The following is a 21,917-nucleotide window of genomic DNA, read 5'->3' on the forward strand; positions in this document are numbered from 1 at the left end:
ATTCGATGACGAAACGATTCGAGCGCGACGTCGCCACACATTGGCCCGTCGCTTATAAGCAACCTGGATATCCACACGTACAACAAGGTTGGGTCTTGCCCCCTGAGCGAAAAAACGAGTTCGACCCGTTCATCTTGATGGCCGAGGACTGGTTCAAACGCGGCACGTTCTCGGACCACCCGCATCGCGGTTTCCAAACGATCACCTACGTGATTGACGGACGACTCGAACATATCGACAACCATGGCGGCCATTCGATTTTAGATGCCGGAGACGTCCAGTACATGAACGCGGGCTGGGCGGCCCGACACGCCGAGGAGGCCGTCGACGACGACTTGATTCATACGCTGCAACTATGGCTCAATTTACCGAAAGCGCTCAAAACGACGACGACGTCTTATCAAAACGTGTACGTCGAAGACGCCCCGGTCGTGCCAATCGACGGTGGACAAGTCCGTGTCTATTCGGGTGAGGTCGCCGGTGCGACAGGCCCGATGGACAGCCTTGTCCCGATCACGATGAGTGAAGTCAGCTTAAAGGAAGGTGAAGTCTATGAGCACGTCATCCCCGTGAATCATAACGCCTTCGTCTATATGCTCGCCGGTTCGGTCGAACTCGGGACGTCCGCGACACCGCTCGAGAAGACGCACGTAGCGACGCTCACGTTCGACGAGACGGCCGAGGGTGAGAGCGGACTCCGCATAAAAGCAACGTCACGCACGAAACTGCTTGTCTATTCAGGCAAACCGATTCGAGAAGACTATATCGCTCACGGCCCGTTCGTCATGAACACCGAGGATGAGATTCGCCAAGCGTTCCGCGACTATCACGCCGGTGTGTTCGGTCCCCCGGCCGTCAAATAAAATAAGCCGCGCCTGAGGCGCGGCTTATTGTTTGTCCGGCATGAGCACCGTCTGTTGTGTCGGAACCCGACCAATCGGGACGGTCCGCTCGACGAGGACGTAGCGTTTCCCGTCCACTTCAAACTTCCGGTCGCCGAGATAATGGGCCGACTTCCCGTCTTCATACAGTTTCGTCAAGATTGCCGGCACATACTCATTCAGATTCGTATAATGCTCGTCTAGCGTCATGACGATGTTGCCTTTGCCATAACCCAACCATTGGTTCGACATGAATAACATGAGCGAAATCGTCCCGATGACACCGATGACTAAAATGACTGTCTCCATCAAATCCTCCTCATTCCACTTTCAAAAATTGCGCATCATAGCGGCGTGCCAAGACGAGCACGAGACCAATCAAAAGTGCCGATGAGATGGCTGGCACAAAATCCGGTACCGTATCTCCCGCGCTCAAGAAATCGAATGTCCCGTGGAACAGGATGGCCGGTCTCTCCGTTCTACAGCTGCTTCACGACGACTTGACGTTTCGCTCGGAATCCGACCTGTTCATAAAAAGCCGCAGCCGCTTCGTTCACCGACCAATAATCCAATTCGATAGATGGGAACCCGTGCGTGATGGCAAAGCGTTCCAATTCATCCATGATCAAACGTCCATACCCTTTTCGCTTCGCTTCCGGGTTAATACTGATTTGATGCACGTACAGCGTGCGCACTGCTTGCCGAAATGCGTTCGCCTCACTCACCCGCTCTTGAAAACAGACGTATCCGATGACGTCAGCATCGACCTCTGCCGTGAAGAAATGATAATCGTCCCGTGCCATCATCTCCGAAAACGCCGTTTCCATCGCCGCGTGATCGTAAGATGCAAAGAAAGCCGGTGCGAGTTGAAGATGATGCTCATGGATGGGACGATTCAACGTCGCAATCAATGCCGCATCGCCGGTTCGTTTCAACTGCATCATAACGATCCCGATCCCTCGTTCCCATAGTCTCGTGTCTCAGTGACCCCGTGCGGTTTTTCATACCCGCGCAACGTGTGGTTCGAACTGACGGTCTCTCTTCCGCTCAAACGGCGCTGAATGGGACGGGCCAGCCAGTAACCTACGAATAGCGAGGCCGGAAAGACGATAAACGCGGTGCCGAGAAAGACATAGAAATAAGACTCCTCGGCTGTTAAGACGAAGTGACTGACTCCGTAACGCAGTCCGAAAAACAAACCCACGAACACGACGGCGACGAACGCGTACTCGATACACTTGCCAAGAAATTGTTTCATTCCGTTCCCCCCTTAAATAATTACCATTCTTTACGAGGGGAAATGGAAAAAGGTTTCAAATTTGTTTTCTGGATCCATACCATATTGTAGCCGCCCGCTCCGTCGCCGATACCCAGTCTTGTTTCCCTTGGATGTAACTTTCGATATCGTCCGGATGTTGGCTCGCCAACTGCTGCTTGAGCGCCGCATACTCGTCCCGCACGTCCGGGAATGTGACCAAGTAGTCACGAAAGGCGAGATGCCGGATGACGCCGTCATCCCCGTCCTCGAACATATGGACGTGGAAAGTCCGAACCTCCTCGCCTTTCGCAAAGAAACGGCGTCTCGGGATGCCGTGTTCGCCAAAACTCCGATAACCGAGCGCTTCCATATGACCGATCCAGTCGTCGATTCGCTCGATTTGCCGCACGACCGGCATGATGTCGATAATCGGCTTCGCGTCGAGCCCGGGAACCGACGTACTGCCAATGTGATGAATCGCGACGAGTTCGTCTTCGAACAATCGCTTGAGCTTGGCCGCCTCTTCTTCGAATTTCGTCGCCCATATCGGGTCATATGGGATGACTTCTACTTTTCTCATCGTCCTAATTCCTCCTTCGCCTAATTCGTTCCTTCTCTGTCATCATACCCGTTTTCCGAATCGTTTAGAAACGGACCCCGCCGACGGGAAGGTTTGTCACGACTCAAAATGGGAAATGCTAATACTAATGAAAACAGAACTGGAGAGTGAACCGTATGTTGACACAGAAGCAGATCGATACGTTCAAGGAGCGTCTATTAAAAGAAAAAGCGAAGACCGAAGGATATATGGAAAATCGGGAAGAGGTATATGACGAAGGGGAACTGTCGCACTATGATAATCACCCGGCCGATTCCGGGGAAGAGCTCTTTTTGCGTGAACGCGACCAAGCGCTCACGGAACTCGATGAAGATTTTTTGAGCGATGTTGACAAGGCACTGCTCGCCATCGAGAAAGGCACGTATGGAAAGTGTGAGGTGTGCGGGGAAGACATCGAGTTGGACCGCCTAGAGGTGATCCCGGAAGCGACACTCTGCATCAAGCATGCGCGTGAACAAGAAGAAGACGAGCATCAGACCGACCGTGAACGCCCGGTCGAAGAAGACGTGCTCAATCCGTCCGAGACAGCCGCCCGCAAACAGCTCGATGGGACGGATGAGCCTGGCCAAAGCACCGACGCGTTCAGTCAAGTCGAGGATTTCGGGAGCTCGGATACGATTGCTGATAGCGAAGGCAATCACGACCCGACACGAGAATAACGTAGGCTATTGCGTGAGCGGAAGGAGTCCATCTCCTTCCGCTTTTTCATGACCATAAACAGCTGTTTTCCCCATCCTATATCTTCCCTGTTTTCAAGCCACATGATACGATGTGTAAAAATACATCTTAGGAGAATTTATGCATACAAAAGAAACGTTTTCTGAGCTGATTTCCAGCAAACTCAAACTGATTCGGACGGAACAAGGATTATCCCAAGAAGAACTCTGTACGCTCGTCGGTATCTCAAAAAAGACATTGATTCAAATCGAGAAGCGACGCCTGAACGCGAACTGGACGACGACCGTCGCCATCTGCGCCTTGTTCAATCAAAGCTCTTATCTCCATTCGTTGATTGGGGATCAACCGATCGAGTTCATTCGCCTCGTCGCGCATACCGATTCAACGTTGGCGACGAAGACGTTGGGCGGACACGTCTGGTGGACGACGATCGAGCATCAAGGGAAATATCGGATTCAACAGAATATGGTCAGTCAACATTACCGGATTCTCGACCACGACGACTTTCGCTGGTTCAGCACGTTCGACCGCGACGAGGCGTTTCAAAAGCTGTTCGAACTGCGAACGACACATGATGAGCAGGCTTGAAGAAATGACACAAAAAATGACGCAACGAATTTCGTTGCGTCAATAAGTGGCTTTAATGGGCGACGCGCCACCGAGTACTTCGGCGACGTCCATCGGGTTGACCGTGTTTCCGGCCGAACTGGATGAATAGGCATATTCGCCTTTATGCACTTCGAAATGGAGGTGAGGACCTGACGAGTTGCCGGTGTTGCCGATTTGGCCGATGCCTTCGCCTTGGAGCAACGCCTGTCCTTTTTTCACTTCGATTTTATGCATGTGCGCGTAGACCGTGGTCCATTTCTGACCATCGATTTCGTGCTCGATGAAGACGTGCTTGCCGTAAGGACCACCTGACTTGACGTCGGTGACCGTTCCGGCCGCGGCCGCGTAAATCGGTGTGCCGACGTTCGCGGCGATATCGAGTCCGTTATGGAACGTGTACCCGAACTGTCCGCTCGCAGCGCCGTAGCCTTGTGACAGACGACCGGTCGCCGGCATCATGAACTTCTCAGGCGCTAACGCTGCCGCTTGTCGTTTCAAATCTTTCAACTCGGCGGCCCGATGTTTCAATTGCTTGTAGGCGGCTGAATGGGTCGAGCGGGCTTTCTTGTGCTCTGCGTCCACTTTGGCCTGTTCGTTCTCTAATTTTTCTAACGACCGAGTCGTCGCCGCTTGTTTCTCTTTCAAGTCAGCCTCGGTCTTTTCAGATGCCGCCGCTTCCGCTTTCGCGCTCGGAAGCACAGTCGATAACACTTGTTTGAACAGGGATGGATCATCCGTCTCGGGATTCAGCGCCGTCTCGTATGACGCGAGTTTCGCGTTGGCACGATCAATCTTCTTTTGAATCGCGTTCTTTTTTGCTTCCACCGCTTCAGCGCGGCGTTTGGCTTTCACGACCGATTGTTTTGAGGTATGAAGCCGCTGTTCGGTCTGTTCGAGCGATTTCGTCGCCTTGACGAGGTCTTGCGGGGTAAGTTGATCCGCCGATACGGCTGAAGTCCCTGAAAAAATCAGGACGCCTGTACCGACGGTTACGAGTAGTTGTTTCCACATATATTGATAAAAACCTCCAAATAGGATGATTCGCTAGCTATATAAAAAGCTACAAGTGCGAATATAGCATCCATGTTTGAAAAGTTCAATATATGAAGCATTTCATTTGTATGTCGAACATGTCAAAACGGTGAATCGACCCTCCACAAACTTCACTCAAACTTCATATGTCCTATCGCGGTCATCGTTTTCGTTTCAATACGATTATGACAATACTGAGGGCGGCGCAGACGGTCAAGGCCGGGCCACCGATTAAAAAGAACCGGGTGCTGGCTGACGACAAGTTCGTCGTCAGTCCGAGGATTGTGAACAAATTCCCGACAATCAGCAGCACCATCAGGACGGGCAAAAAACGATGCATCACACGATACCTCCCGGTTTGACCATCTCGAATTGAGCGATGGCGTCCTGCACGAATCCGAGTCGGCGGGCTGCCTCGATCAAGGCCGGACGATCCGAAGTGAGCGTCAGTTTAATCGGACCGGCCGCTGCTGCCGCTCGCAACAACCATTCCGCATCTTCATCCCGACCAAACACATCAAGGAGCAAATCGCCTCGGAAAAGGAGGGCTCCTGTCGTCTCGCCCTCACGGACTCGCACAAGCTCAGCTTGTTGTTGGGTCGTACGAACGTCGACTTGCCAAATCGGTCGGTGGGTCGCAGACGGATAATACGTCTCGAATAGCTCGGTGATCGGTTCCGGTTCGAGCGACGCCTCCGTCTCGGTCGGTACAGATTGGAAGTAAATAATTTCTCGAACTGTTTCATAGCCGAGCCGTTCATAAAGCGTGAGCGCTGGTTCGTTCCCTTGGATGACTTCAAGCAGGCGTGTGCCCATCGCTTGTTCATCGAAGCGGCGCATCAACTCGTTCGCGATGCCGAGGTGTCGATAGCCAGGGGCGACCGCCAAGCCACCGCAACGAGTGACCCACCCCGAAGCCAGGTGCGCCACGCCGCTCAACATAACGGCAACAGGACGATCGTCCGCATATGCGACGACGGAACGGGATGGCTGGTTTTGATCGCGGACGAGGAACACCGCCTCAAATCGAGTCTCATCCATGTCAAAATGAATCATATAATCGGAAAAACCATCCATGAAAGCACGGTAAAGATCTGCGAGCGGCGGATTTTGGATATAAGAAATGACTGGTCTTGCCATCGAGTTCAGTTCCTTTCGAGTTAGAGTTCAGTATACTAGAAGAGTCAACTTACACCGAGGAGGAATCCGGATGTCAATCAAACTCGAACCACTCCGTGACGCCCATTGGCCTGTCTTGGAGACATTTTCCCTACCGCTCGACCAAGAGAAGTATACGACGCTCCCAACAGATCTCGATTCGCAGTTGCCAGACGGGGTGTACCCTGTCGTCATCACGACCGATGAGCCCGTTGGCTTCTTTCTGCTACACGACACGGAACGGGTCGCCTCTTACACGGAGGCGCGAGATGCGTTATTGCTCTCGATGTTTTCCATCAATCATCCGGCTCAAGGAAACGGCCACGCCAAAGCGGCGCTCCGTCTCTTGCCAAGTTATGTCCGGGAGCACTTCACCGATAAACACGAGGTCGTCCTGTCAGTCAATCTCAAAAATGAGCCGGCCTTCTCGCTCTATCAAACTGTCGGCTTCGTCGACACCGGCCGCTTGATCGACGGACCGGTCGGACCCCAACGCATCATGTCGCTGCAGGTATAAGTTCGCCGGGTAAGATGCTGTAGACGGCCGTGTCCGTCAAGCGTTTTCCGTCAGCAGACAAGTCCTCGTTTCGGAGCGTGCCTTCCAACTGAAAGCCGAGCCGTTCCGGAATCATTCGACTTCCTTCATTGGTCGACTCGCATTGGATTTCAATCCGCTGGAAGCTGAAGTGGGCGAATCCGAAACGGACGATCGCCTCGACCGCCTCGCTCATATAACCGTGGCCGGTGTGTTCCGTGTGAAGCCAATAGCCGACTGCAGCCTTCCGTACGTCCCAGTCAATCCCAAACAGGCTGACCGTCCCGACGAACGTCCCCGTCTCCCGTAAAAAGATGAGATACCGAAAACTCTCGCCTGTTACATAGAGTTCCTGTGCCCGCTTCAAGTTTTCTTCTGTCTCGGATAACGTCGGCACTTCTTGCGCGAACGGAAGCCAGCGCTTCAGTTCATCATGCGACTCCCGAATCGCCTCGTTGACGATACGGGCATCTTCCCCGGCGCGAGGTGCCCGCAAGTATAACCGTCCGGTCTCAATCTGGAGCGGTGTATCTGTACGTTCAACGTTCATCTCGTCATTCCCCCCTCTTCACTTGCGAAAACACCAAACCAAAAGACTACCTAAACCGAGCACGAGCAATACGTTCAGCAGTTGCCAAATAAAATCAATCATGAGACCCGCCTCGATCGCTTGAAGTCAACTCTTCAAGGCCTGTCAAAACTTGCTCCCAGTAGCTTGTCGGATGGGGCACGAGATCTTGCTTCGTCATGGTCCGCGTCTCCCCTGAGATTGCCGAGATCGACTCAACCTCCGCATGCTTCCCGGCCAAGAGCGACCGGAACGCCGCAAAATCGACCGTGACGACATCGCCCACTTCCGTCTCATCTAATGTAAACGGTTCTCCCGCGTACGCGTAGACATATGTATGGGCGAACTCTCGATCCAAAAATGTCCCTGTCTCGATCACGTCTTCGAAGACGCCGAGCGGAGTCAGTTGATCGAACGTCAGGTCGAGCCCGAGCTCTTCATGAATCTCCCGCACCCCGTCCCGAACGGTCTCTCCGGCCGCCAAATGCCCGGCTGCCGTGATATCGAACAATCCGGGAAAATCTGCCTTCCGTTCGCTTCGAAGTTGCAGGAAGAGACGGTCGTGGGCCGTCATCCAACAATGGAACGTCTCATGCCAGTCCCCGTCCCGGTGTACATCGGCGCGTGACTTCAAGCCAACTTTCTTCCGCCGGTGGTCTACGACCGTGATGAATTCCATTATCGCGTCACTCCATCCTCTAAAAATGTGATTGTCCCTGACGTCGCATCGAGTTCGACATCGATGCCGATGGGGAACACGTGTGACGGAAACGTATGCCCGATATCGACGTTCGTCAAAATCGGGAAGTCGACGTCTCCAAGCACTTCGAGCAACAGCTCCTCAAACGTGAACGGTGCGCCGGCCGCATCGAAATGTTCATGTTTCCCGATGATGAGTCCATTGATTTGATTGAACACTCCGGCCAGTTTGAGCATACTGAGGGAACGTTCCTCGTCTGCCATCGTCTTGAACGAGTCTTCTAAAAACAGGATGACCCCGTCCAAGTCTGGGAAATAGTCCGATTTCAAGAAGCCGGTCATCGTATTCATGTTCCCACCAATCAACTTGCCACGAGCCTGACCTTCTCGAAGAGTGAGCCAGCCATCATTCGGGCGGAAATTTTTCTCTCGGTCCTGCGTCGACCAATCGATCATCTCCTCGGTCCACTCTCGGGGAACGTCGAGTGTGTAAGGCGCCGTCCGCTCCAAACAGAGTACCTCTCGCACGTAGCGCTCCCCGTCCGCAAACATCGTCTCGTATTCCCCGAACGACGGGACGATGGCTGGACCGTAGAACGTCGTCACGCCCGTCTCCGTATAGCAGGCGAGGAGGAGTGCTGTGACATCGCTATACCCCATGATAATTTTCGGATGTTGTCGCAACGCCTCGTAATCGATATACGGTAAGAGTGAGTTCGAGTTCGTTCCCCCAATCGTGCTGATGATCGCTTTCACGTCATCATCACGCAGCAGTTCATTGAACTCCTCGGCCCGTTCTCGGATCGAGGCCGAGCGGTATCCTTCTGAACGGTGCGTGCACCGTCCTTCTCGAACGAGAAATCCCATCCGCTTTAGCTGTTCAATTCCTCGCGCATACCGTTCCGGAAAACGGACCGGTGCCGGAAACGAGGGCGTGATGATTCCAATTATGTCCCCTGCCCGTAACGCCAGCGGTTGTTTACTTGTCCCCAACATCATCGCTCCCTCACGTTCGTTTCATTCACTGTACGGGTTCCAAGAGTCGGCTGACAACCTATCCTAAAACAAATCAGGGTCTTCCGAGAGTGTCCGTACCTTTCGAATTTTCTGCGGGCGACCAATCCAACCGAGCACAAGAAAGAAGAATCCGCCCGCCACGATACAAAATAATCCGACCAATCCCGCGATGATGCCATTGAATCCAAACCGTTCTCCGCTCAAGACAAGCAAGAATGGCGAGCAGATGAATGCGACACCTAACATCATCAGTCCGCCCCATATGCGTCGCCGCGGAAAACCGATTGTCCACCATCCGAACGCCACCAATCCTGAAATGATCAAACTAACCAGCCCGACTAGAATCATCGTCAGCGCCTCCACTCATCAAATTGTCTTGTTTTATTCCGCATCACCGATTCAAATTCCTGTCAAAAGAACCCTATAGGATTCCTGTAATCCGGGTAAATAACTAATGGAAACCATCGTACCGGAATGACACAGAGGAGGAACACCATGAGAACCCGACTCATCTTTGCTCTGGCATTTATCGGTCTTTGTTTAGTGGCAGTGTATTGGATTAGTACATGGGACGACCATCAAATCGAGGGACGGATTGAGCAAATCGATATCCCGCAATTGATGATTGGTCCGAGTGACGTCTCAGGCAGTGAGGTGAAGTTGCAGACGATTTTAATCAACGATCAGACCGAAGTAACCGGGAGTGCGGACGACGTGCAAGAACTCCGAGTTGGTCAAGTCGTCACGGTGGAGCTCGACCGGGACGCAAAACTCAAGATTGCCGTGTCAATCCATGTAACACCGGATTAAGCGACACGGCTTTTTTTCAGAAAACGAGCATAGTTTTCATAGAACGGTGGAATATGAGAACAGGAAGCTGAAAGGAGCGAATTGAATGATTTCAAATACATTGTTATCGGGGAAAGTCGCGTTCATCACAGGCGCGGCATCCGGAATCGGACGCGCCGCCGTCATCCGGTTCGTCCAGGCGGGGGCGAAAGTCGCCATCATCGACTTAAAATTGGAAGATGCCCAGCAACTCGCGAGTCTGATCGGAGAAGAACGGGCCATCGGCATCAGTGCCGACGTCGGGAACGAAAACGAGATGAAACGGGCGTACGAACAAACAGTCGAACGTTTCGGCCGTGTCGACATTGTCTTCGCGAACGCGGGTCGTAACGGGACGATCACGCCGATCGAGCATTTGTCGCTCGAGGATTGGAACGGTGTCGTCGAGACGAACTTGACGGGCACGTTCTTGACGGTGAAACATGCCATCCCTTACTTAAAGGAACGAGGCGGCAGCATCATCATCACGTCATCCATCAACGGGAACCGTTATTTCAAAAACTTCGGTTTCAGCGGCTATGCGACGACAAAAGCCGGACAGACCGGATTCGCCAAAATGGCTGCAGCCGAGCTCGCCCAGTTCGGCATTCGCGTCAACTCGATTTGTCCCGGCGCCATCGATACGAACATCGATGACTCGACGAACCGAGACGACGCCTTGCTTGAGGAAGTCGTCATCCCGATTGAGTACCCGGAAGGGAATCAGCCGCTCGCCGGCAAGTCAGGCACGGCCAAACAAGTCGCGGACGTCGTGTTGTTCTTCGCGAGCAACATGTCGAGCCACGTCACCGGTTCCGAGGTGTACGTCGACGGCGCCGAATCTTTGCTTTAACGACAACAGGTCGCCCCGCGGGGCGACCTGTTTATTTGAGGATCGGGCTTTTCATGACCGCTTTCTGATAGAACGGGATAAAACCTAAACGCTCCATATTGCGGCCCGAGGCCGTATCGACTTTCGTTGTGACGGTCACGTACTGACAACCCGCTGCTTTCGCGGCGGCGATCCGCTCCAAGATGAGCTGTGTCTGGTAACCTTTGTTTCGGTAAGCTGGGATTGTGCTCGTCAAAAACAATTCCCCCATCCCGTCCTGGATGGCAAGAATACCGCCGGCGACAGCCGTCTCGCCTTCGCGGACGAGAAACGCCTGGTTTTCGGGCAGCGCGTAGAAACCTTTCGCGGTATCAATCGTCTCTTGCATGACCGTCCCAGTCTCGGCAAAGCCAGCCGCGATGGCCCGGGCCCATTCGTTTACGTTATCGGCGTTCACCCGTTCGACCGCGTCCGGTTCATCTGATGGGAACACGAACGCATTCACGTCGAGCAACCAGACGTCGAGGAAGTGGTCGAGCGTATAGTTTCGTTCTTGCAGCAACCGAAGGAGCGACATGTCCGCGAGTGGACAGACTTCGATATGTAGGCGGGACACGTTCTTCCCGCGCACCCACTTCTCCATCTGGTGCAAATCGTAAAAACTGGTCGGTCGATTCAACCCGAAGCCGACCGCGAAACTCGTATTGCCCATCCGGAAGACGTGACCCTTGTTTTCGACAATCAATTCCGAACCTTCATAGGGAGGGGTCTGTTTACGATGCCGAATATAGGCAGACGTCCCTTCCGCTTTGATGCGTTCGATCCGCCTGGCTAGTTCTAAGCGTCTCATCTCGTTCCCTCCCCACTAATCTCCCCTGAGTTTACCACACTTCGATTGCGAACAGATTGTGATTCCGTTACAGCCGGACCTCATCGACGACAAATGACGACGATCCTTCGATTTCTTCGATGAAGTGCGACCCGAACAGCATCGCCGGTGTGAAGCTGCCTGGAATGACCCGGCCCGATCCGACAAGACGCTTCACGACCTCAAGTGCGCCGTACACGGTGAAGGCATACGTGCTCGCCGTCTTGATGCGAACGATCACTTTGCGACCCGAAGCGTCCGTCGCCTCGCCCCAGACATACGTCGATGATTGCTCCCGCTCCGACTCATCCGGTCCGCTCACGTGCTCATCAACGTAACGGAGCAGCTTTCCTTGCACCGCGTCGCTACCAAGAATCGGGCCGAACCAAGATAAGAGACGCGCCCCGTAAGCGTAAGCCGTCGGGACCGGGACCCACGTCGTGATGTTCGGGATACCAGTCGTATAATAGGCGGTCGAGACATCCCCCCATGGAATCGCAAGTGCCGTTTTCTTGCCGCGTCCGAAATCGATGTGACGGCGTTTCGCCCCGAGCGGGAATGGTGTCAGTTCGCCATCTTTCCGTTCGGCACTGCTCGACCCGAGTCCGCGGATGGCTGTTTTCAGCGTCCCGCGTGAGATACCGGCGGCCGCCGAGAAGCCAAGGGCTAGATTCGTCGCGTCCGGCATCAGCTCTTTCAACTTGCGGGCCACACAGTCGGTCGGGATGACGTCGAAGCCGACACCCGAACAAAGCAACACGCCCGCCTCTTGCGCAAGCTTGGCCCGTTTCTTCGAGTGGATGTATTCGAACACTTCAATTTCCCCGGTAATATCCAAGTAATGCGTCTTCGTGGCGAGGCACGCCTCGACCATCGGCCGACTCGTATCGGCGAACGGTCCGGCACAGTGTAACACGAGGTCGATGTCTTCCAATTGGCGTGTCGCCTTATCGAACGACATGTTAAAGACGCGCGTCTCACACGCGAGCTCTTCCCCGAGCTTGGCAATCGCGTCCGCACGCCGACCCGCGAGCACAGGTGTCATCCCTTCTTTTACTGCTTGCCGGGCAATCAACTCACCAGTATATCCGTTCGCCCCATAAATCATCCATTTCATCACGATTCCTCCTTCAACTCTACAAACATGTCTTTTCTTTGTTCCCTATCCTGCCAACTTTCACCCGTGTAACCGATGCATCACGTCTTGCATCACACCAATCAAATAGACGATGCCAACAGCCGTCACTATGACACCGACGGGGATGACGAGACTCGACCACACCTGCCTTGTCCCGAACCGACAGCCCTTATATGTCAAGTAGCGATCAATCGCCCAATATAATAGCGCCGCCCCTAAACTGAGCCAGTGCAAGACGAGCCCGAACCCGATATGTAACCCAAACGAGACGAGCGGCCCGAACCGCTTCGACATCCGGCGTGTCACCCAATCGCTGAACACCGACGTGAACACGCCGTACGTGACGATGACCGGGAAACTAACTGCCAGATAGGCGGCCGTCAACATCAATAGCCCATTCACCGTATCGCTCACCCCACCGCTGTCCGGATATTGCGGGATGACGACCCAACACGCCAACAAGAGTGCATAAATCGGGGCCGTGAGCGACGCCGCGACAATTTTCCGAGCCCACACGCTCATTCCCCCCTTCTTCTACTCCAACTTTACATGACCCGTAAAAAAAGCGCACAAAAAAACCAGCCTGTTTAAAGGCTGGCCAAATACTTTTAGTTGTTCGCAGCTTCTGCCGCTTTCGTGCGGACCGTCTGCATCGCTTCTGTCCATGGGACGAGCTGGTCGAGCATGTCGTTGACCGATTGGACTTGTACGTCTTTCGGTGCGAAATGTGTGCCGTTCTCGAAATCTGTGAAGAGCGAGAGCGCTGGATGGACACGGACGTGGGCGATCAAGAGCTCGCTCAACACGCCGCGTAAGTGCTCCGTCGCACGCGCACCGCCGACCGAACCGTATGAGACGATGCCGGCTGCTTTGTTATGCCATTCGTTGCGTAAGTAGTCGAGGGCGTTTTTGAGCGCACCTGTGATCGAGTGGTTGTATTCTTGGACGATGAAGACGAAGCCGTCCATCTCCGCGATTTTCTCAGACCATGCGCCGGCACCTGTTGCGTCGCCGCCTGGCTCGCCGAGAAGCGGGAGGCTATAGTCTGCGATATCGATGATTTCATAGTTGGCGTCACCGCGTTTGTCCGCGAGTTCTTTCACCCATTCTCCGACTTGCGGGCTGACACGTCCTTCACGAGTCGATCCGAGTACGATTCCAATTTTCAACATGTTAGTTCCTCCTTGTGAGTTGGTTGGTTCCTCTTGTTTACCGAACAAACGATTTAAAAAGCTCATTTCATGCCCTCATATTCTTTCTCAAACGTTTTTGTGCTTCTGACCGTATCAATCGGTCGAACCATCGCTTCAATCTGTTCCCGCTTCGGTTCTAAGAACGGCGGGAGTGACAATTTTTCACCGACCGTCTCATACGGTTCATCGCCCATGAATCCTGGTCCGTCCGTTGCCCATTCGAACAGGATTTGCGGCGCGACTCGTGCATAAGACGATTCGAAGAAGAAGCGGTCGACATAGCCTGACGTCGGTAACCCGAACTGTTGCAAGCGTGCCGTCCATTCATCGAGGACACTGCGGTCATCGACACGGAAAGCGACGTGATGCACGGTTCCGAACCCTTGGCGCGCGACTGGTGACGTTTCGTCATGAATGACGACGACTTGCGCTCCGTTTCCACCCTCACCTCCTTCAAAGAGATGCGCGTCACCTTCTTGCCCGATTTCTTCGAACAACATGACTTGCTCCATCACTTGTTTGAAATACGTAAAGTCCGCGATACGGATGAAGATTGGACCGAGGCCCGTGATGGCGTACTCGAGCGGGACCGGGCCGTTTTGCCACGGTTCGCCTGACGCGACGCCGACGTTGAACTCATCCGAGATGAGCTGGTACGCCTGTTCGTCAAAGTCGACGAACGCGAGCGTTTTCTTGCCGAACTGCTCGGTGATGCCTTCATGCTTCACGCCGAGGCGATTGAAGCGACGTTCCCAATACGTGAGCGCCTCGTCGGTCGGGACGCGGAACGACGTCTTGGCGATCTCGTTCGTCCCGTGCACGCCTTTTGGGATGCCCGGGAAATCAAAGAACGTCATGTCTGTTCCAGCGCTGCCTTTGTCATCGGCGAAAAATAAGTGGTACGTCTGAATGTCGTCTTGGTTGACCGTCTTTTTGACGAGACGCATCCCAAGGACGTTCGTGAAGAAGTCATAGTTCTTCTCGGCGCTGCTCGTAATCGCCGTCACGTGGTGAATACCTTTTACATGGTTCATTAAAATCGCTCCTTCAAAATCTTGATTTCGAGATAATTAATTAAAAAATTTTTGACGCTTCGGCGCGTTTGCCGATCGTCTTCAATTGAGTGATCGTTTCATTTAGTTCGAGTCCATCGAACAACTCGTCCATTCGTTTTTCGTGGGCTGGAAAGATGCATGACATGAGTGTCTGTCCTTCCTCAGTCAGTGCCGCATACGTGACGCGACGGTCGCTCGGACACGCTTTGCGAATCAAGTAACCTTTCGCTTCGAGCCGGTCGACGATATACGTCATGCTCCCGCTCGTCAGTAATACTTTTTTGCCGATCATTTGAATCGGTTGGTCGCCTTTATGGTACAGCAATTCCAGGACCGAGAACTCGGTCGGATTCAGCCCGTACTCGGCGACTTCATGCTTGACCACGTCTTGAATCGATTGCGAGGCCCGAAGCAACACCGTGATGGCTTTTAATGTGTTGGATTGTTTCATCTGTTCCCCTCCTCTGCTGAGAGAAAACAATACTTTAAATTTCATTATCTTTAATTCGAGATAAATATAACACGCTAAATTTGATGGGTCAATCAATTCGTCTCAAAAAAAAGACGAGTTGCCTCGTCTTGTCGTTTCAGTCATACGTCTCGTCCAAGTTACGCGCATAAAACGCGATGGCGCGACGATACCGTTTAATGCTGTCATCCGGCTCCGGGCTTGCGAGCAGTTCGAGCAACGTACCGGTCGCTTCAGTGTGGCGCCCGAGATTATAATGGGTCATCGCTTGAAATACTTTGAGCGCCCCGATGTCTGGGAACTGTTCAATCGCCTTGGCGAACAACGCCTCAGCGTCCTCGTAGCGGCCGAGCGCCCGATACGTGCTGCCGAGTCCGATATACGTCTCCCGGAGCTCTTCGCCGGCGAGGCCGAGCCGGATTGCCCGTTCATAATGCGGGACGGCTTGCCGCTCTTCGCCGAGCGAGTCATAACACCAGGCGCAATGGGCATGGAGGCGTGGGTTCTTCTCGTCTTGTCGGAGCAACATGAGCAACAGCTGCTTTGCCCGTTCGAGCTCTCCGTTCTCGCGGAGACGAATCGCTTCGTCGAGCCCCTTCTCCTCTGGGGTTTGAACTTGCAAGTCACTCAAGTCGTCAAGCCACGCTTGCAACAACTCGTAATAGCGACCGACATGGACACCATCGACGAGGGCATGATGCGCTTGGACCGAGAGCGGCATCGTCATCCGGTCACCGGTCTCCGTGAACTTGCCCCAGGCGATGCGCGGCACCGTATCATGCTGTTGGTCGTGTGTCGGGTGGCTGATGCTCGTGAACGTGACCCAAGGCACGCTCGTGATGTAAAGCAGACTGTCCGGCTCATCATCACCGACGACGACTTCCCGTTTCGCTCCGCTCATCCGGGCCGTCACTTCTTCCATGAAGTCCGGGAACGCGTCTTTGTACGTTGCCGTGCAAAAATTGAAGACGTCATCGTCCATCATGACAGTAAAGGACGGATGCACGACGTCATGCTCGATGACCTCGTCGCCGCGGATGCGGTAGCGAAGCTCCGGGATGGCATTCGCCGTCTTGACGGCACCGTATAAGAACAGCTTAAAAAAAGATTGACCGGTCCGTTTGGCATGCGTATGTAACTTCGTCACATCAACGCTCGCCGTCACGTTGAAATGCGGGGCGTCGAACGCCTTGAAGAACTCATAGTGCTTCTTGCGCGACCACGTCTCGATATTGATAATTTTCATATTCGTCCCCCTGTTTTTTCTTTCACTGTACCAAAGGGAACAGGCCGTTCAAAGTTTTTGCTTCAATTCGGTATAATGCTCGTTCGCCAACTCGAAGTAGACGAAGTCACGATGTTCGATCCGATCGAGCGTCTCTTTGAAATCTCGCCATCCTTTCTCGACGAGTTCCGGCGCCAGTTCGCCAGCCTTTGTCGCTTCCTCAAATTCATCCTCGTCTTTACGGACGACATCCCCATTCGGGAAGATGAGGATATCGAGCAAGAGGTCGTCCATGTACGGAATCTCATCCTCATATCCGATGGCTTCGACGATATCGATGTACCATTGGACGATGTGGCCTTGGTCATTGAACATGACAGTCACACCGAACGGCTCGTCGTCCGGGAAATATTGGAGCCAGGCGTAGCCAGCGTCGGCGACGATGAACTCCTCTCCCTTGTGCATCTTATATTGCGGTGCGCGGACCGCGTCGATTTGAAACAAGGCGACGGTCCCGGAGAAACGGTCATCATGTACCTCCATTTGCGCGTAGCGATGTTGCAAGATCCGTTCCCAGTCTCGACGATTGGCAAATTTCCGTTTTGGCATATGTCTCTCTCCTTTTGACCCAGTTCATAACTATAGAGTTCGTCAAAATCCGACATTCCCCTGTTCAATCGTACAAATTATGCTGATTGAACCAAACGAGATGGCTTTGCTTCAACCGTTTCCGTTCGACCATCCGCGTAAAGGCGTCAGTCGAAATGAAGCGATTGCCCGGGTGAATGGTCGCCAACTGCAACAAGATGAATCGTATGCCGCGCTCGCCTTCTTGAAGCCGGATATGAACCATCGTCCCATCTTCTTCAAAACGATTCAAGAATAACTCAATCTTGCAGTCCTCTTTCAACAAACGTGACGTGACGAAAGCGACTTGGCTGATCAGCGATTCGAAATCATGATGGAGCGTGTAACCGGATGGTCCGTTCAAATCCACGGCGAACGTGAACGTATCGAGCGTCGTCTGTTGAAACACTTTCGACTGCAATCGTCCGAGTTTTGCCGTCGCATACCAGTCGATCTCCTTGACCGGTTCCCCTTCATACGGTTTCGATCCAATCAGCTGCAACGGATTTCGAAGCGGTGACGCCAAGAGTGGTCGTTCCCCGAGCGCTAGCCGCTTCGTCCCGACCGGTGGGTGCAAGAGGAGTGACGGGAGGACGGTCCATTGCGTATCAACCGGCCGCTCATACAAATACGTCCCTAGTCGAAACGGGAGCGTGACGGCGATGACGCATTCCTCAAACGTAGCTGGACCGCGATACTCGGCGCGCACAATCAATTCATGTCGGGCCTGACCGACATCGACCTCATAGTCGAGCACGCTCGGGATCCGGTCATGCGCCGGAAAGCTGATTCCCGAGCTCGCCTTCAAACGAATGCGAAGTGGCAGTCCGAGCCGGTCCAACTCGCCCACCCCATCGACAACCAATACGAGCCGACTCTCGTCCCCGACAAACAGCAGTTCTTCGTATTGCGTGAACTGGAGATCGATGTGCCGCTCGAGTTGTTGCCGCGTCCGCTCGAGCATCCAAATCGCACTCGCGACAATGAAACATAGATAGCCGAATCCGTAGACGTACGGGAAAAACACGAGCATGACTCCGCTCACGATATATACGGGCAGGAGCCGTCGCTGTAACCATGCGTGTGTGGAGAGTGTCATCGTCAGCCCTCGACCGGTACGGGGACGGTGTCTAAAATGTGCGCGACGACGTTCGCTTTCGTCGACTTGATGCCGCCTTCAAGTGTTAACATGATGCGATGGGCGAGCACATACGGCGCCACGGCTTTGACGTCTTCTGGGATGACATACAGCCGGCCGGCCAAATAGGCATAGCTTTGACAAGCACGGAGCAATGCGATCGCGCCGCGTGGGCTGACTCCGACCTCGACGGACGCATGCCCCCGGGTCGCATGGACGAGACCGAGCATGTAATCGAGGACATCGTCTTGAATCGCGACTTGTCTCGTCTCAGCCTGCGCTTCTTGCAGCGAGGCGAGTGACGTCACGGCCTCGATTTGTTTGCGGGTCTCGGTCAACACTTGCAACAACAGTTCTCGCTCTTCGGCGGCTTCCGGATAGCCGACCGGAATCGAGATGAGGAACCGGTCGAGTTGCGCGTCTGGGAGCGGGAACGTCCCGGCCGATTCAATCGGGTTCTGCGTCGCGATGACAAAGAACGGTTTCGGCATCGGATACGTCTTCCCGCCGATTGAGACTTGTCGTTCCTCCATCGCTTCGAGCAGCGCCGACTGGGTGCGTGGGACGGCTCGATTGATTTCATCAATCAGGACGATGTTCGCGAAAATCGGACCTTGGCGATGGTCAAATCCTTGCGTCTGCATATTGAAGTAGTCGGTCCCGATGACGTCGGACGGGAGCAAATCGGCCGTAAATTGGATGCGCGAGAATGACCCGTCCAAACTGCCGGCAATCGCTTTGGCGAGCAACGTCTTCCCCGTTCCAGGTACGTCCTCGAGCAAGATGTGCCCTTCGGCGAGAAGCGCCGTGCAGCAGAGCCGGACGACTTCACCTTTCCCCAAATACACTTCATTCAACTGTTTGATGACCGCTTCGATTCCCATTTCGTTCCCCTCCGTTGGTAGATGTCTTATTCGAAGTTTACCTGTTTATGGTAATATAGACAATAAATAGTCTGAACATTCCGATAAGGAGGGAAAGGATGAAGTGGTCATCTCGATTTATAGGGTTCCTTGTTGTGACAGCTTGTCTCGTAGTGATGTTCGTCTTTATCAGCAAGGAGACGTTCAGTTGGTTCCAAACAATCAATACACCTGCTCCAATTAACGTGACGGAAGTGAACAGAGAAGAAGAGGATAAGCGGCAAACAGGCGGCATCGATATGGGGAAAACGACAGGGCCCAAATTTGAGGGAGACCCTCGCCCGAAGGAAAAGATGCTCAAATTCAAGTTCGGTCGCGGGAATGGTGATGCCCCAGGCGGACTCGGCACATTGTTCGCCTTCCTTGCCGCCATCGGGTTGACCGTCTATGGCGTGCGTAGATGGCTGCGTCGTCGACGGGGAAAAGGATTCACGTTCTCTAGTAGACAGAATGCCTTGGCGCCACTGTCTCTCAACGCGGACACATCGATTGAGGCACGGACGTTCCCGATGCTCACGAATATCGAACTGAGGGATTGGCTGATCACGTTCAACGCGTCGCTCGCCCCTGAGTTAAAACTTCGGACGAATGAGACGGTCGTCGACTGGTTCGAACGCATCGAGCTGACAGATATCGACGCCTCGCTCTATCATCTGATTCGCTATGGTCCCGCATCCGATCATGACATCCCGTTCGAGCAGCAACAACGATTTCACGAGGCACTCGACCGTTACTTGAAGCGGCAACCCTGAGCGAGAAAGTACCCGGGTTCTCAATGACTGGCAAACATGCTACGCTCATTGATAACAGGAAAAAAATGTAACTTTCTTAGGAGGTTTGATTGATGAAACGCCTAGGCCTACTCGGATTCAGTGTGTTTTTATTGACCGGGTGCACCGATTCCGTTGAGCAACCCATCGTCCCAGCCGATACAAATGAGCCGTCGTCCGAAGACATCACCGCTTGGACGCGAGAAGATTTTAAGGACGTCTTCGACCAATACGAAAAAGTAGCGCCGCTCTTGACGGCACTCGAGAACGATGGACTCACCCCGTTCCGCGAGACGTTCGAGCACGTCGTCATCGCCGGCGACGGCATCCATCATACATACGCCGACATTCATCCGTTCAAACTTGACGACGGCACGTACGCCACCGTCTATGAGAGCGCGAACGGAGACATCGCCAACGGCCCCGAGTCGGTCGCGCCGCTGTTTTGGCAAGAGGCGTCGTTCCTCCAATTCGTCGAAGAAATCGAGAAACGAAAATATGGGACGAGTGCCCCACCGACGGACGTCGTTTTGACCGAAGACGAGTTTCAGGCGCTCTATAACCGTCACGCTTATACGTCCGCACTCATCGTCGAGCTCGACGAATGGGGCGTGCAAGTCGCGCGTGACCCGCTCGAGAACGTCATCATCGCTGGGAACGGGGTCAAGGAAGTGAAGGCCGATTTGATCGTCTTTGAGGTCGAGGGTGGCTATGCCATCGTCTATGACCGGGACGGTGAGATCTTCAAAGGGCCGGAGTCGATTGCTCCGCTGTTTTGGAGCGAGACGGATTATGAAAACCTACTCGAGAAACATGAATGACTTATGGGAAGCGTCGTTTCAAGTCCCGGTACTCGAGTAGCAAATTGAGCCATTGCGCCGGCTTATCGCTCGACTCAGCTACATCGTACCGGTACCTCGTCACATACACATGCCACGACAAGGCACGATAGACGCAACCGAGCTCTTCGGCGATCAATAGATGACGCCAAAGTACGTCCTTGGGTGCGACGCCGCTCCACGCTTCCAAGTAAACCGTACGCATCGTTTGAATCTGTTCATACCAGGCGACCTCGTCTTCTTCCGGCAATAAGTCGTACAGCGCGTTCCAAAACACGCGCACGCTGAAAAACGGATGCGTGACGGTCGCGTCGCCCCAGTCGAGGATACACAAATCATTCGTCCGTTCCCGCCAGAAGATGTTGCCGCCGTGCAAATCACCGTGCTCGAGACTCATCGGCATCCCGGTCGCCAGCTCATCGCACATGGCGATCAATTCATCTTGAAGCGCGAGCATGGCCTCGGCTTTGTATTGCTCGAGCCCGACGCAGAGCTCAGGTAAATACGTGCGGATTTCGTCCTTCAACTTGGCCGGTCGGCGGTCCGGGATGCCGTAAGACAAGTAGGTCTCGATCTGGTCGATCTCCTGTCGCTGCAGCTGTGCGTATTGACGCAACGCCGCTTCGTATCGACTCACGTCCGGTCGTTCACGTAGCGCCTCTCCGTCGATGTCTCGCATGAGCAACCAGTTCCGGGCTGAATCGATGGCGATGACGTCAGGCACGAAATCAGGATGCCGCTCGGCCAGAAACGCCGACAATCCGGCCTCGCCGCGGCTGATATCGGTCACCGCTTTGGCGTAGTAACGTTCCTTATCGAGCGCGCCAACAAGCAAGTACGTCAAATCGGTATCTTTGATCACGTGCCACCTCGCATTCGGCACGTTTGCCTCAATCCATCGTTCGAACCGTTCACGAAACGATCGGTCACGCCATGGGATTGCCTGTCTCATCCTGTT

The 21,917-nt window shown here is 53.8% G+C and carries 30 protein-coding genes; 8 read left to right on the forward strand and 22 right to left on the reverse strand.

The features are described 5' to 3' along the window. The first annotated feature begins 5 nt into the window (after window positions 1-5). Window positions 6-863, forward strand: coding sequence for a pirin family protein (locus AC13H5_RS14215; RefSeq protein ID WP_483546072.1), 858 nt, complete (start codon window positions 6-8; stop codon window positions 861-863). Between the two features lie 24 nt (window positions 864-887). On the opposite strand, the gene AC13H5_RS14220 is transcribed toward AC13H5_RS14215, so the two are convergent. The 4 genes from AC13H5_RS14220 to AC13H5_RS14235 form a co-directional block, all read right to left on the reverse strand. Then, window positions 888-1,190 carry a hypothetical protein gene (locus AC13H5_RS14220; protein ID WP_034779662.1) on the reverse strand — a complete coding sequence of 101 codons (303 nt, stop codon included), beginning with the start codon at window positions 1,188-1,190 and terminating at the stop codon, window positions 888-890. Between the two features lie 170 nt (window positions 1,191-1,360). Then, window positions 1,361-1,825, reverse strand: coding sequence for a GNAT family N-acetyltransferase (locus AC13H5_RS14225; RefSeq protein ID WP_483546073.1), 465 nt, complete (start codon window positions 1,823-1,825; stop codon window positions 1,361-1,363). Then, window positions 1,822-2,139: a hypothetical protein gene (locus tag AC13H5_RS14230; protein WP_214753435.1), complete on the reverse strand. Its 318-nt coding sequence runs from the start codon at window positions 2,137-2,139 to the stop codon at window positions 1,822-1,824. The genes AC13H5_RS14225 and AC13H5_RS14230 overlap by 4 nt, the downstream gene beginning before the upstream one ends. A 55-nt stretch (window positions 2,140-2,194) precedes the next feature. Then, entirely contained in the window at window positions 2,195-2,719 is a 525-nt protein-coding gene (locus AC13H5_RS14235; RefSeq protein ID WP_214753434.1) for a GrpB family protein, read from the reverse strand. 155 nt (window positions 2,720-2,874) lie between these two features. Here AC13H5_RS14235 and AC13H5_RS14240 point away from each other — a divergent pair, with 155 nt between their 5' ends. Both AC13H5_RS14240 and AC13H5_RS14245 read left to right on the forward strand, forming a co-directional pair. Then, on the forward strand, window positions 2,875-3,417 hold the full coding sequence (locus AC13H5_RS14240; protein ID WP_034779670.1) for a TraR/DksA C4-type zinc finger protein: 543 nt from the start codon (window positions 2,875-2,877) through the stop codon (window positions 3,415-3,417). Window positions 3,418-3,556: 139 nt separating this feature from the next. After that, window positions 3,557-4,024 (forward strand): helix-turn-helix transcriptional regulator, encoded by a 468-nt coding sequence (locus AC13H5_RS14245; protein ID WP_215189252.1) that lies wholly within the window; start codon window positions 3,557-3,559, stop codon window positions 4,022-4,024. 39 nt (window positions 4,025-4,063) lie between these two features. On the opposite strand, the gene AC13H5_RS14250 is transcribed toward AC13H5_RS14245, so the two are convergent. From AC13H5_RS14250 to AC13H5_RS14260, 3 genes are all read right to left on the reverse strand, one after another. Further along, window positions 4,064-5,056 carry a M23 family metallopeptidase gene (locus tag AC13H5_RS14250; RefSeq protein ID WP_483546074.1) on the reverse strand — a complete coding sequence of 331 codons (993 nt, stop codon included), beginning with the start codon at window positions 5,054-5,056 and terminating at the stop codon, window positions 4,064-4,066. 181 nt (window positions 5,057-5,237) lie between these two features. Further along, a complete protein-coding gene (locus AC13H5_RS14255; protein ID WP_152567766.1) occupies window positions 5,238-5,420 on the reverse strand; it encodes a hypothetical protein in 183 nt (60 codons plus the stop codon). Further along, on the reverse strand, window positions 5,417-6,217 hold the full coding sequence (locus AC13H5_RS14260) for a GNAT family N-acetyltransferase (protein WP_483546075.1): 801 nt from the start codon (window positions 6,215-6,217) through the stop codon (window positions 5,417-5,419). Before AC13H5_RS14260 ends, AC13H5_RS14255 begins: the two co-directional genes overlap by 4 nt. A 70-nt stretch (window positions 6,218-6,287) precedes the next feature. Between AC13H5_RS14260 and AC13H5_RS14265 the strand changes: the two genes are divergently transcribed. After that, on the forward strand, window positions 6,288-6,752 hold the full coding sequence (locus AC13H5_RS14265) for a GNAT family N-acetyltransferase (protein ID WP_034779680.1): 465 nt from the start codon (window positions 6,288-6,290) through the stop codon (window positions 6,750-6,752). On the opposite strand, the gene AC13H5_RS14270 is transcribed toward AC13H5_RS14265, so the two are convergent. The 4 genes from AC13H5_RS14270 to AC13H5_RS14285 form a co-directional block, all read right to left on the reverse strand. Next, complete coding sequence (locus AC13H5_RS14270) at window positions 6,733-7,320, reverse strand: GNAT family N-acetyltransferase (protein WP_214753431.1); 588 nt, start codon at window positions 7,318-7,320, stop codon at window positions 6,733-6,735. The genes AC13H5_RS14265 and AC13H5_RS14270 overlap by 20 nt on opposite strands. Window positions 7,321-7,414: 94 nt before the next feature. After that, window positions 7,415-8,017, reverse strand: a complete 603-nt coding sequence (locus AC13H5_RS14275; RefSeq protein WP_483546076.1) for an NUDIX hydrolase — start codon at window positions 8,015-8,017, stop codon at window positions 7,415-7,417. Beyond that, entirely contained in the window at window positions 8,017-9,030 is a 1,014-nt protein-coding gene (locus AC13H5_RS14280) for a S66 family peptidase (protein WP_483546077.1), read from the reverse strand. The genes AC13H5_RS14275 and AC13H5_RS14280 overlap by 1 nt, the downstream gene beginning before the upstream one ends. Window positions 9,031-9,096: 66 nt before the next feature. After that, the gene (locus AC13H5_RS14285; RefSeq protein ID WP_483546078.1) at window positions 9,097-9,402 is read right to left on the reverse strand and encodes a hypothetical protein; all 306 of its coding nucleotides are present in this window, start codon (window positions 9,400-9,402) and stop codon (window positions 9,097-9,099) included. Window positions 9,403-9,549: 147 nt separating this feature from the next. Between AC13H5_RS14285 and AC13H5_RS14290 the strand changes: the two genes are divergently transcribed. Both AC13H5_RS14290 and AC13H5_RS14295 read left to right on the forward strand, forming a co-directional pair. Further along, a complete protein-coding gene (locus AC13H5_RS14290; protein WP_034779691.1) occupies window positions 9,550-9,864 on the forward strand; it encodes a hypothetical protein in 315 nt (104 codons plus the stop codon). 85 nt (window positions 9,865-9,949) lie between these two features. Further along, on the forward strand, window positions 9,950-10,735 hold the full coding sequence (locus AC13H5_RS14295; RefSeq protein ID WP_034779695.1) for an SDR family oxidoreductase: 786 nt from the start codon (window positions 9,950-9,952) through the stop codon (window positions 10,733-10,735). A gap of 31 nt (window positions 10,736-10,766) precedes the next feature. Here AC13H5_RS14295 and AC13H5_RS14300 read toward each other — a convergent pair whose 3' ends face one another. From AC13H5_RS14300 to AC13H5_RS14345, 10 genes are all read right to left on the reverse strand, one after another. Then, window positions 10,767-11,564 carry a GNAT family N-acetyltransferase gene (locus AC13H5_RS14300; protein ID WP_034779697.1) on the reverse strand — a complete coding sequence of 266 codons (798 nt, stop codon included), beginning with the start codon at window positions 11,562-11,564 and terminating at the stop codon, window positions 10,767-10,769. A gap of 67 nt (window positions 11,565-11,631) precedes the next feature. Beyond that, on the reverse strand, window positions 11,632-12,699 hold the full coding sequence (locus tag AC13H5_RS14305; RefSeq protein WP_483546079.1) for a saccharopine dehydrogenase family protein: 1,068 nt from the start codon (window positions 12,697-12,699) through the stop codon (window positions 11,632-11,634). Window positions 12,700-12,759: 60 nt separating this feature from the next. Further along, window positions 12,760-13,236 (reverse strand): hypothetical protein, encoded by a 477-nt coding sequence (locus AC13H5_RS14310; RefSeq protein WP_483546080.1) that lies wholly within the window; start codon window positions 13,234-13,236, stop codon window positions 12,760-12,762. A gap of 92 nt (window positions 13,237-13,328) precedes the next feature. Then, window positions 13,329-13,958 (reverse strand): NADPH-dependent FMN reductase, encoded by a 630-nt coding sequence (locus tag AC13H5_RS14315; protein WP_034779702.1) that lies wholly within the window; start codon window positions 13,956-13,958, stop codon window positions 13,329-13,331. Further along, window positions 13,955-14,947 (reverse strand): ring-cleaving dioxygenase, encoded by a 993-nt coding sequence (locus tag AC13H5_RS14320; protein WP_034779704.1) that lies wholly within the window; start codon window positions 14,945-14,947, stop codon window positions 13,955-13,957. The genes AC13H5_RS14315 and AC13H5_RS14320 overlap by 4 nt, the downstream gene beginning before the upstream one ends. Before the next feature lie 40 nt (window positions 14,948-14,987). Then, window positions 14,988-15,419 carry a MarR family winged helix-turn-helix transcriptional regulator gene (locus AC13H5_RS14325; RefSeq protein ID WP_034779705.1) on the reverse strand — a complete coding sequence of 144 codons (432 nt, stop codon included), beginning with the start codon at window positions 15,417-15,419 and terminating at the stop codon, window positions 14,988-14,990. A 136-nt stretch (window positions 15,420-15,555) separates the two neighbouring features. Continuing rightward, window positions 15,556-16,683: a tetratricopeptide repeat protein gene (locus AC13H5_RS14330; protein ID WP_483546081.1), complete on the reverse strand. Its 1,128-nt coding sequence runs from the start codon at window positions 16,681-16,683 to the stop codon at window positions 15,556-15,558. A gap of 48 nt (window positions 16,684-16,731) precedes the next feature. Next, the gene (locus AC13H5_RS14335) at window positions 16,732-17,271 is read right to left on the reverse strand and encodes a ribonuclease FAU-1 family protein (RefSeq protein ID WP_483546082.1); all 540 of its coding nucleotides are present in this window, start codon (window positions 17,269-17,271) and stop codon (window positions 16,732-16,734) included. Window positions 17,272-17,335: 64 nt separating this feature from the next. Further along, window positions 17,336-18,388: a DUF58 domain-containing protein gene (locus tag AC13H5_RS14340; protein WP_483546083.1), complete on the reverse strand. Its 1,053-nt coding sequence runs from the start codon at window positions 18,386-18,388 to the stop codon at window positions 17,336-17,338. A gap of 2 nt (window positions 18,389-18,390) precedes the next feature. Continuing rightward, the gene (locus AC13H5_RS14345) at window positions 18,391-19,311 is read right to left on the reverse strand and encodes an AAA family ATPase (RefSeq protein WP_483546084.1); all 921 of its coding nucleotides are present in this window, start codon (window positions 19,309-19,311) and stop codon (window positions 18,391-18,393) included. Between the two features lie 98 nt (window positions 19,312-19,409). On the opposite strand from AC13H5_RS14345, the gene AC13H5_RS14350 reads away from it, so the two are divergent. Further along, window positions 19,410-20,102, forward strand: a complete 693-nt coding sequence (locus tag AC13H5_RS14350) for a hypothetical protein (protein WP_483546085.1) — start codon at window positions 19,410-19,412, stop codon at window positions 20,100-20,102. 92 nt (window positions 20,103-20,194) lie between these two features. Next, window positions 20,195-20,941 carry a hypothetical protein gene (locus AC13H5_RS14355; protein WP_483546086.1) on the forward strand — a complete coding sequence of 249 codons (747 nt, stop codon included), beginning with the start codon at window positions 20,195-20,197 and terminating at the stop codon, window positions 20,939-20,941. 1 nt (window position 20,942) lies between these two features. Here AC13H5_RS14355 and AC13H5_RS14360 read toward each other — a convergent pair whose 3' ends face one another. Continuing rightward, window positions 20,943-21,911 carry a phosphotransferase family protein gene (locus AC13H5_RS14360; RefSeq protein ID WP_483546087.1) on the reverse strand — a complete coding sequence of 323 codons (969 nt, stop codon included), beginning with the start codon at window positions 21,909-21,911 and terminating at the stop codon, window positions 20,943-20,945. Between the last annotated feature and the right edge of the window lie 6 nt (window positions 21,912-21,917).

It is taken from the genome of Exiguobacterium sp. FD-YE-25-4, from assembly GCF_057004685.1.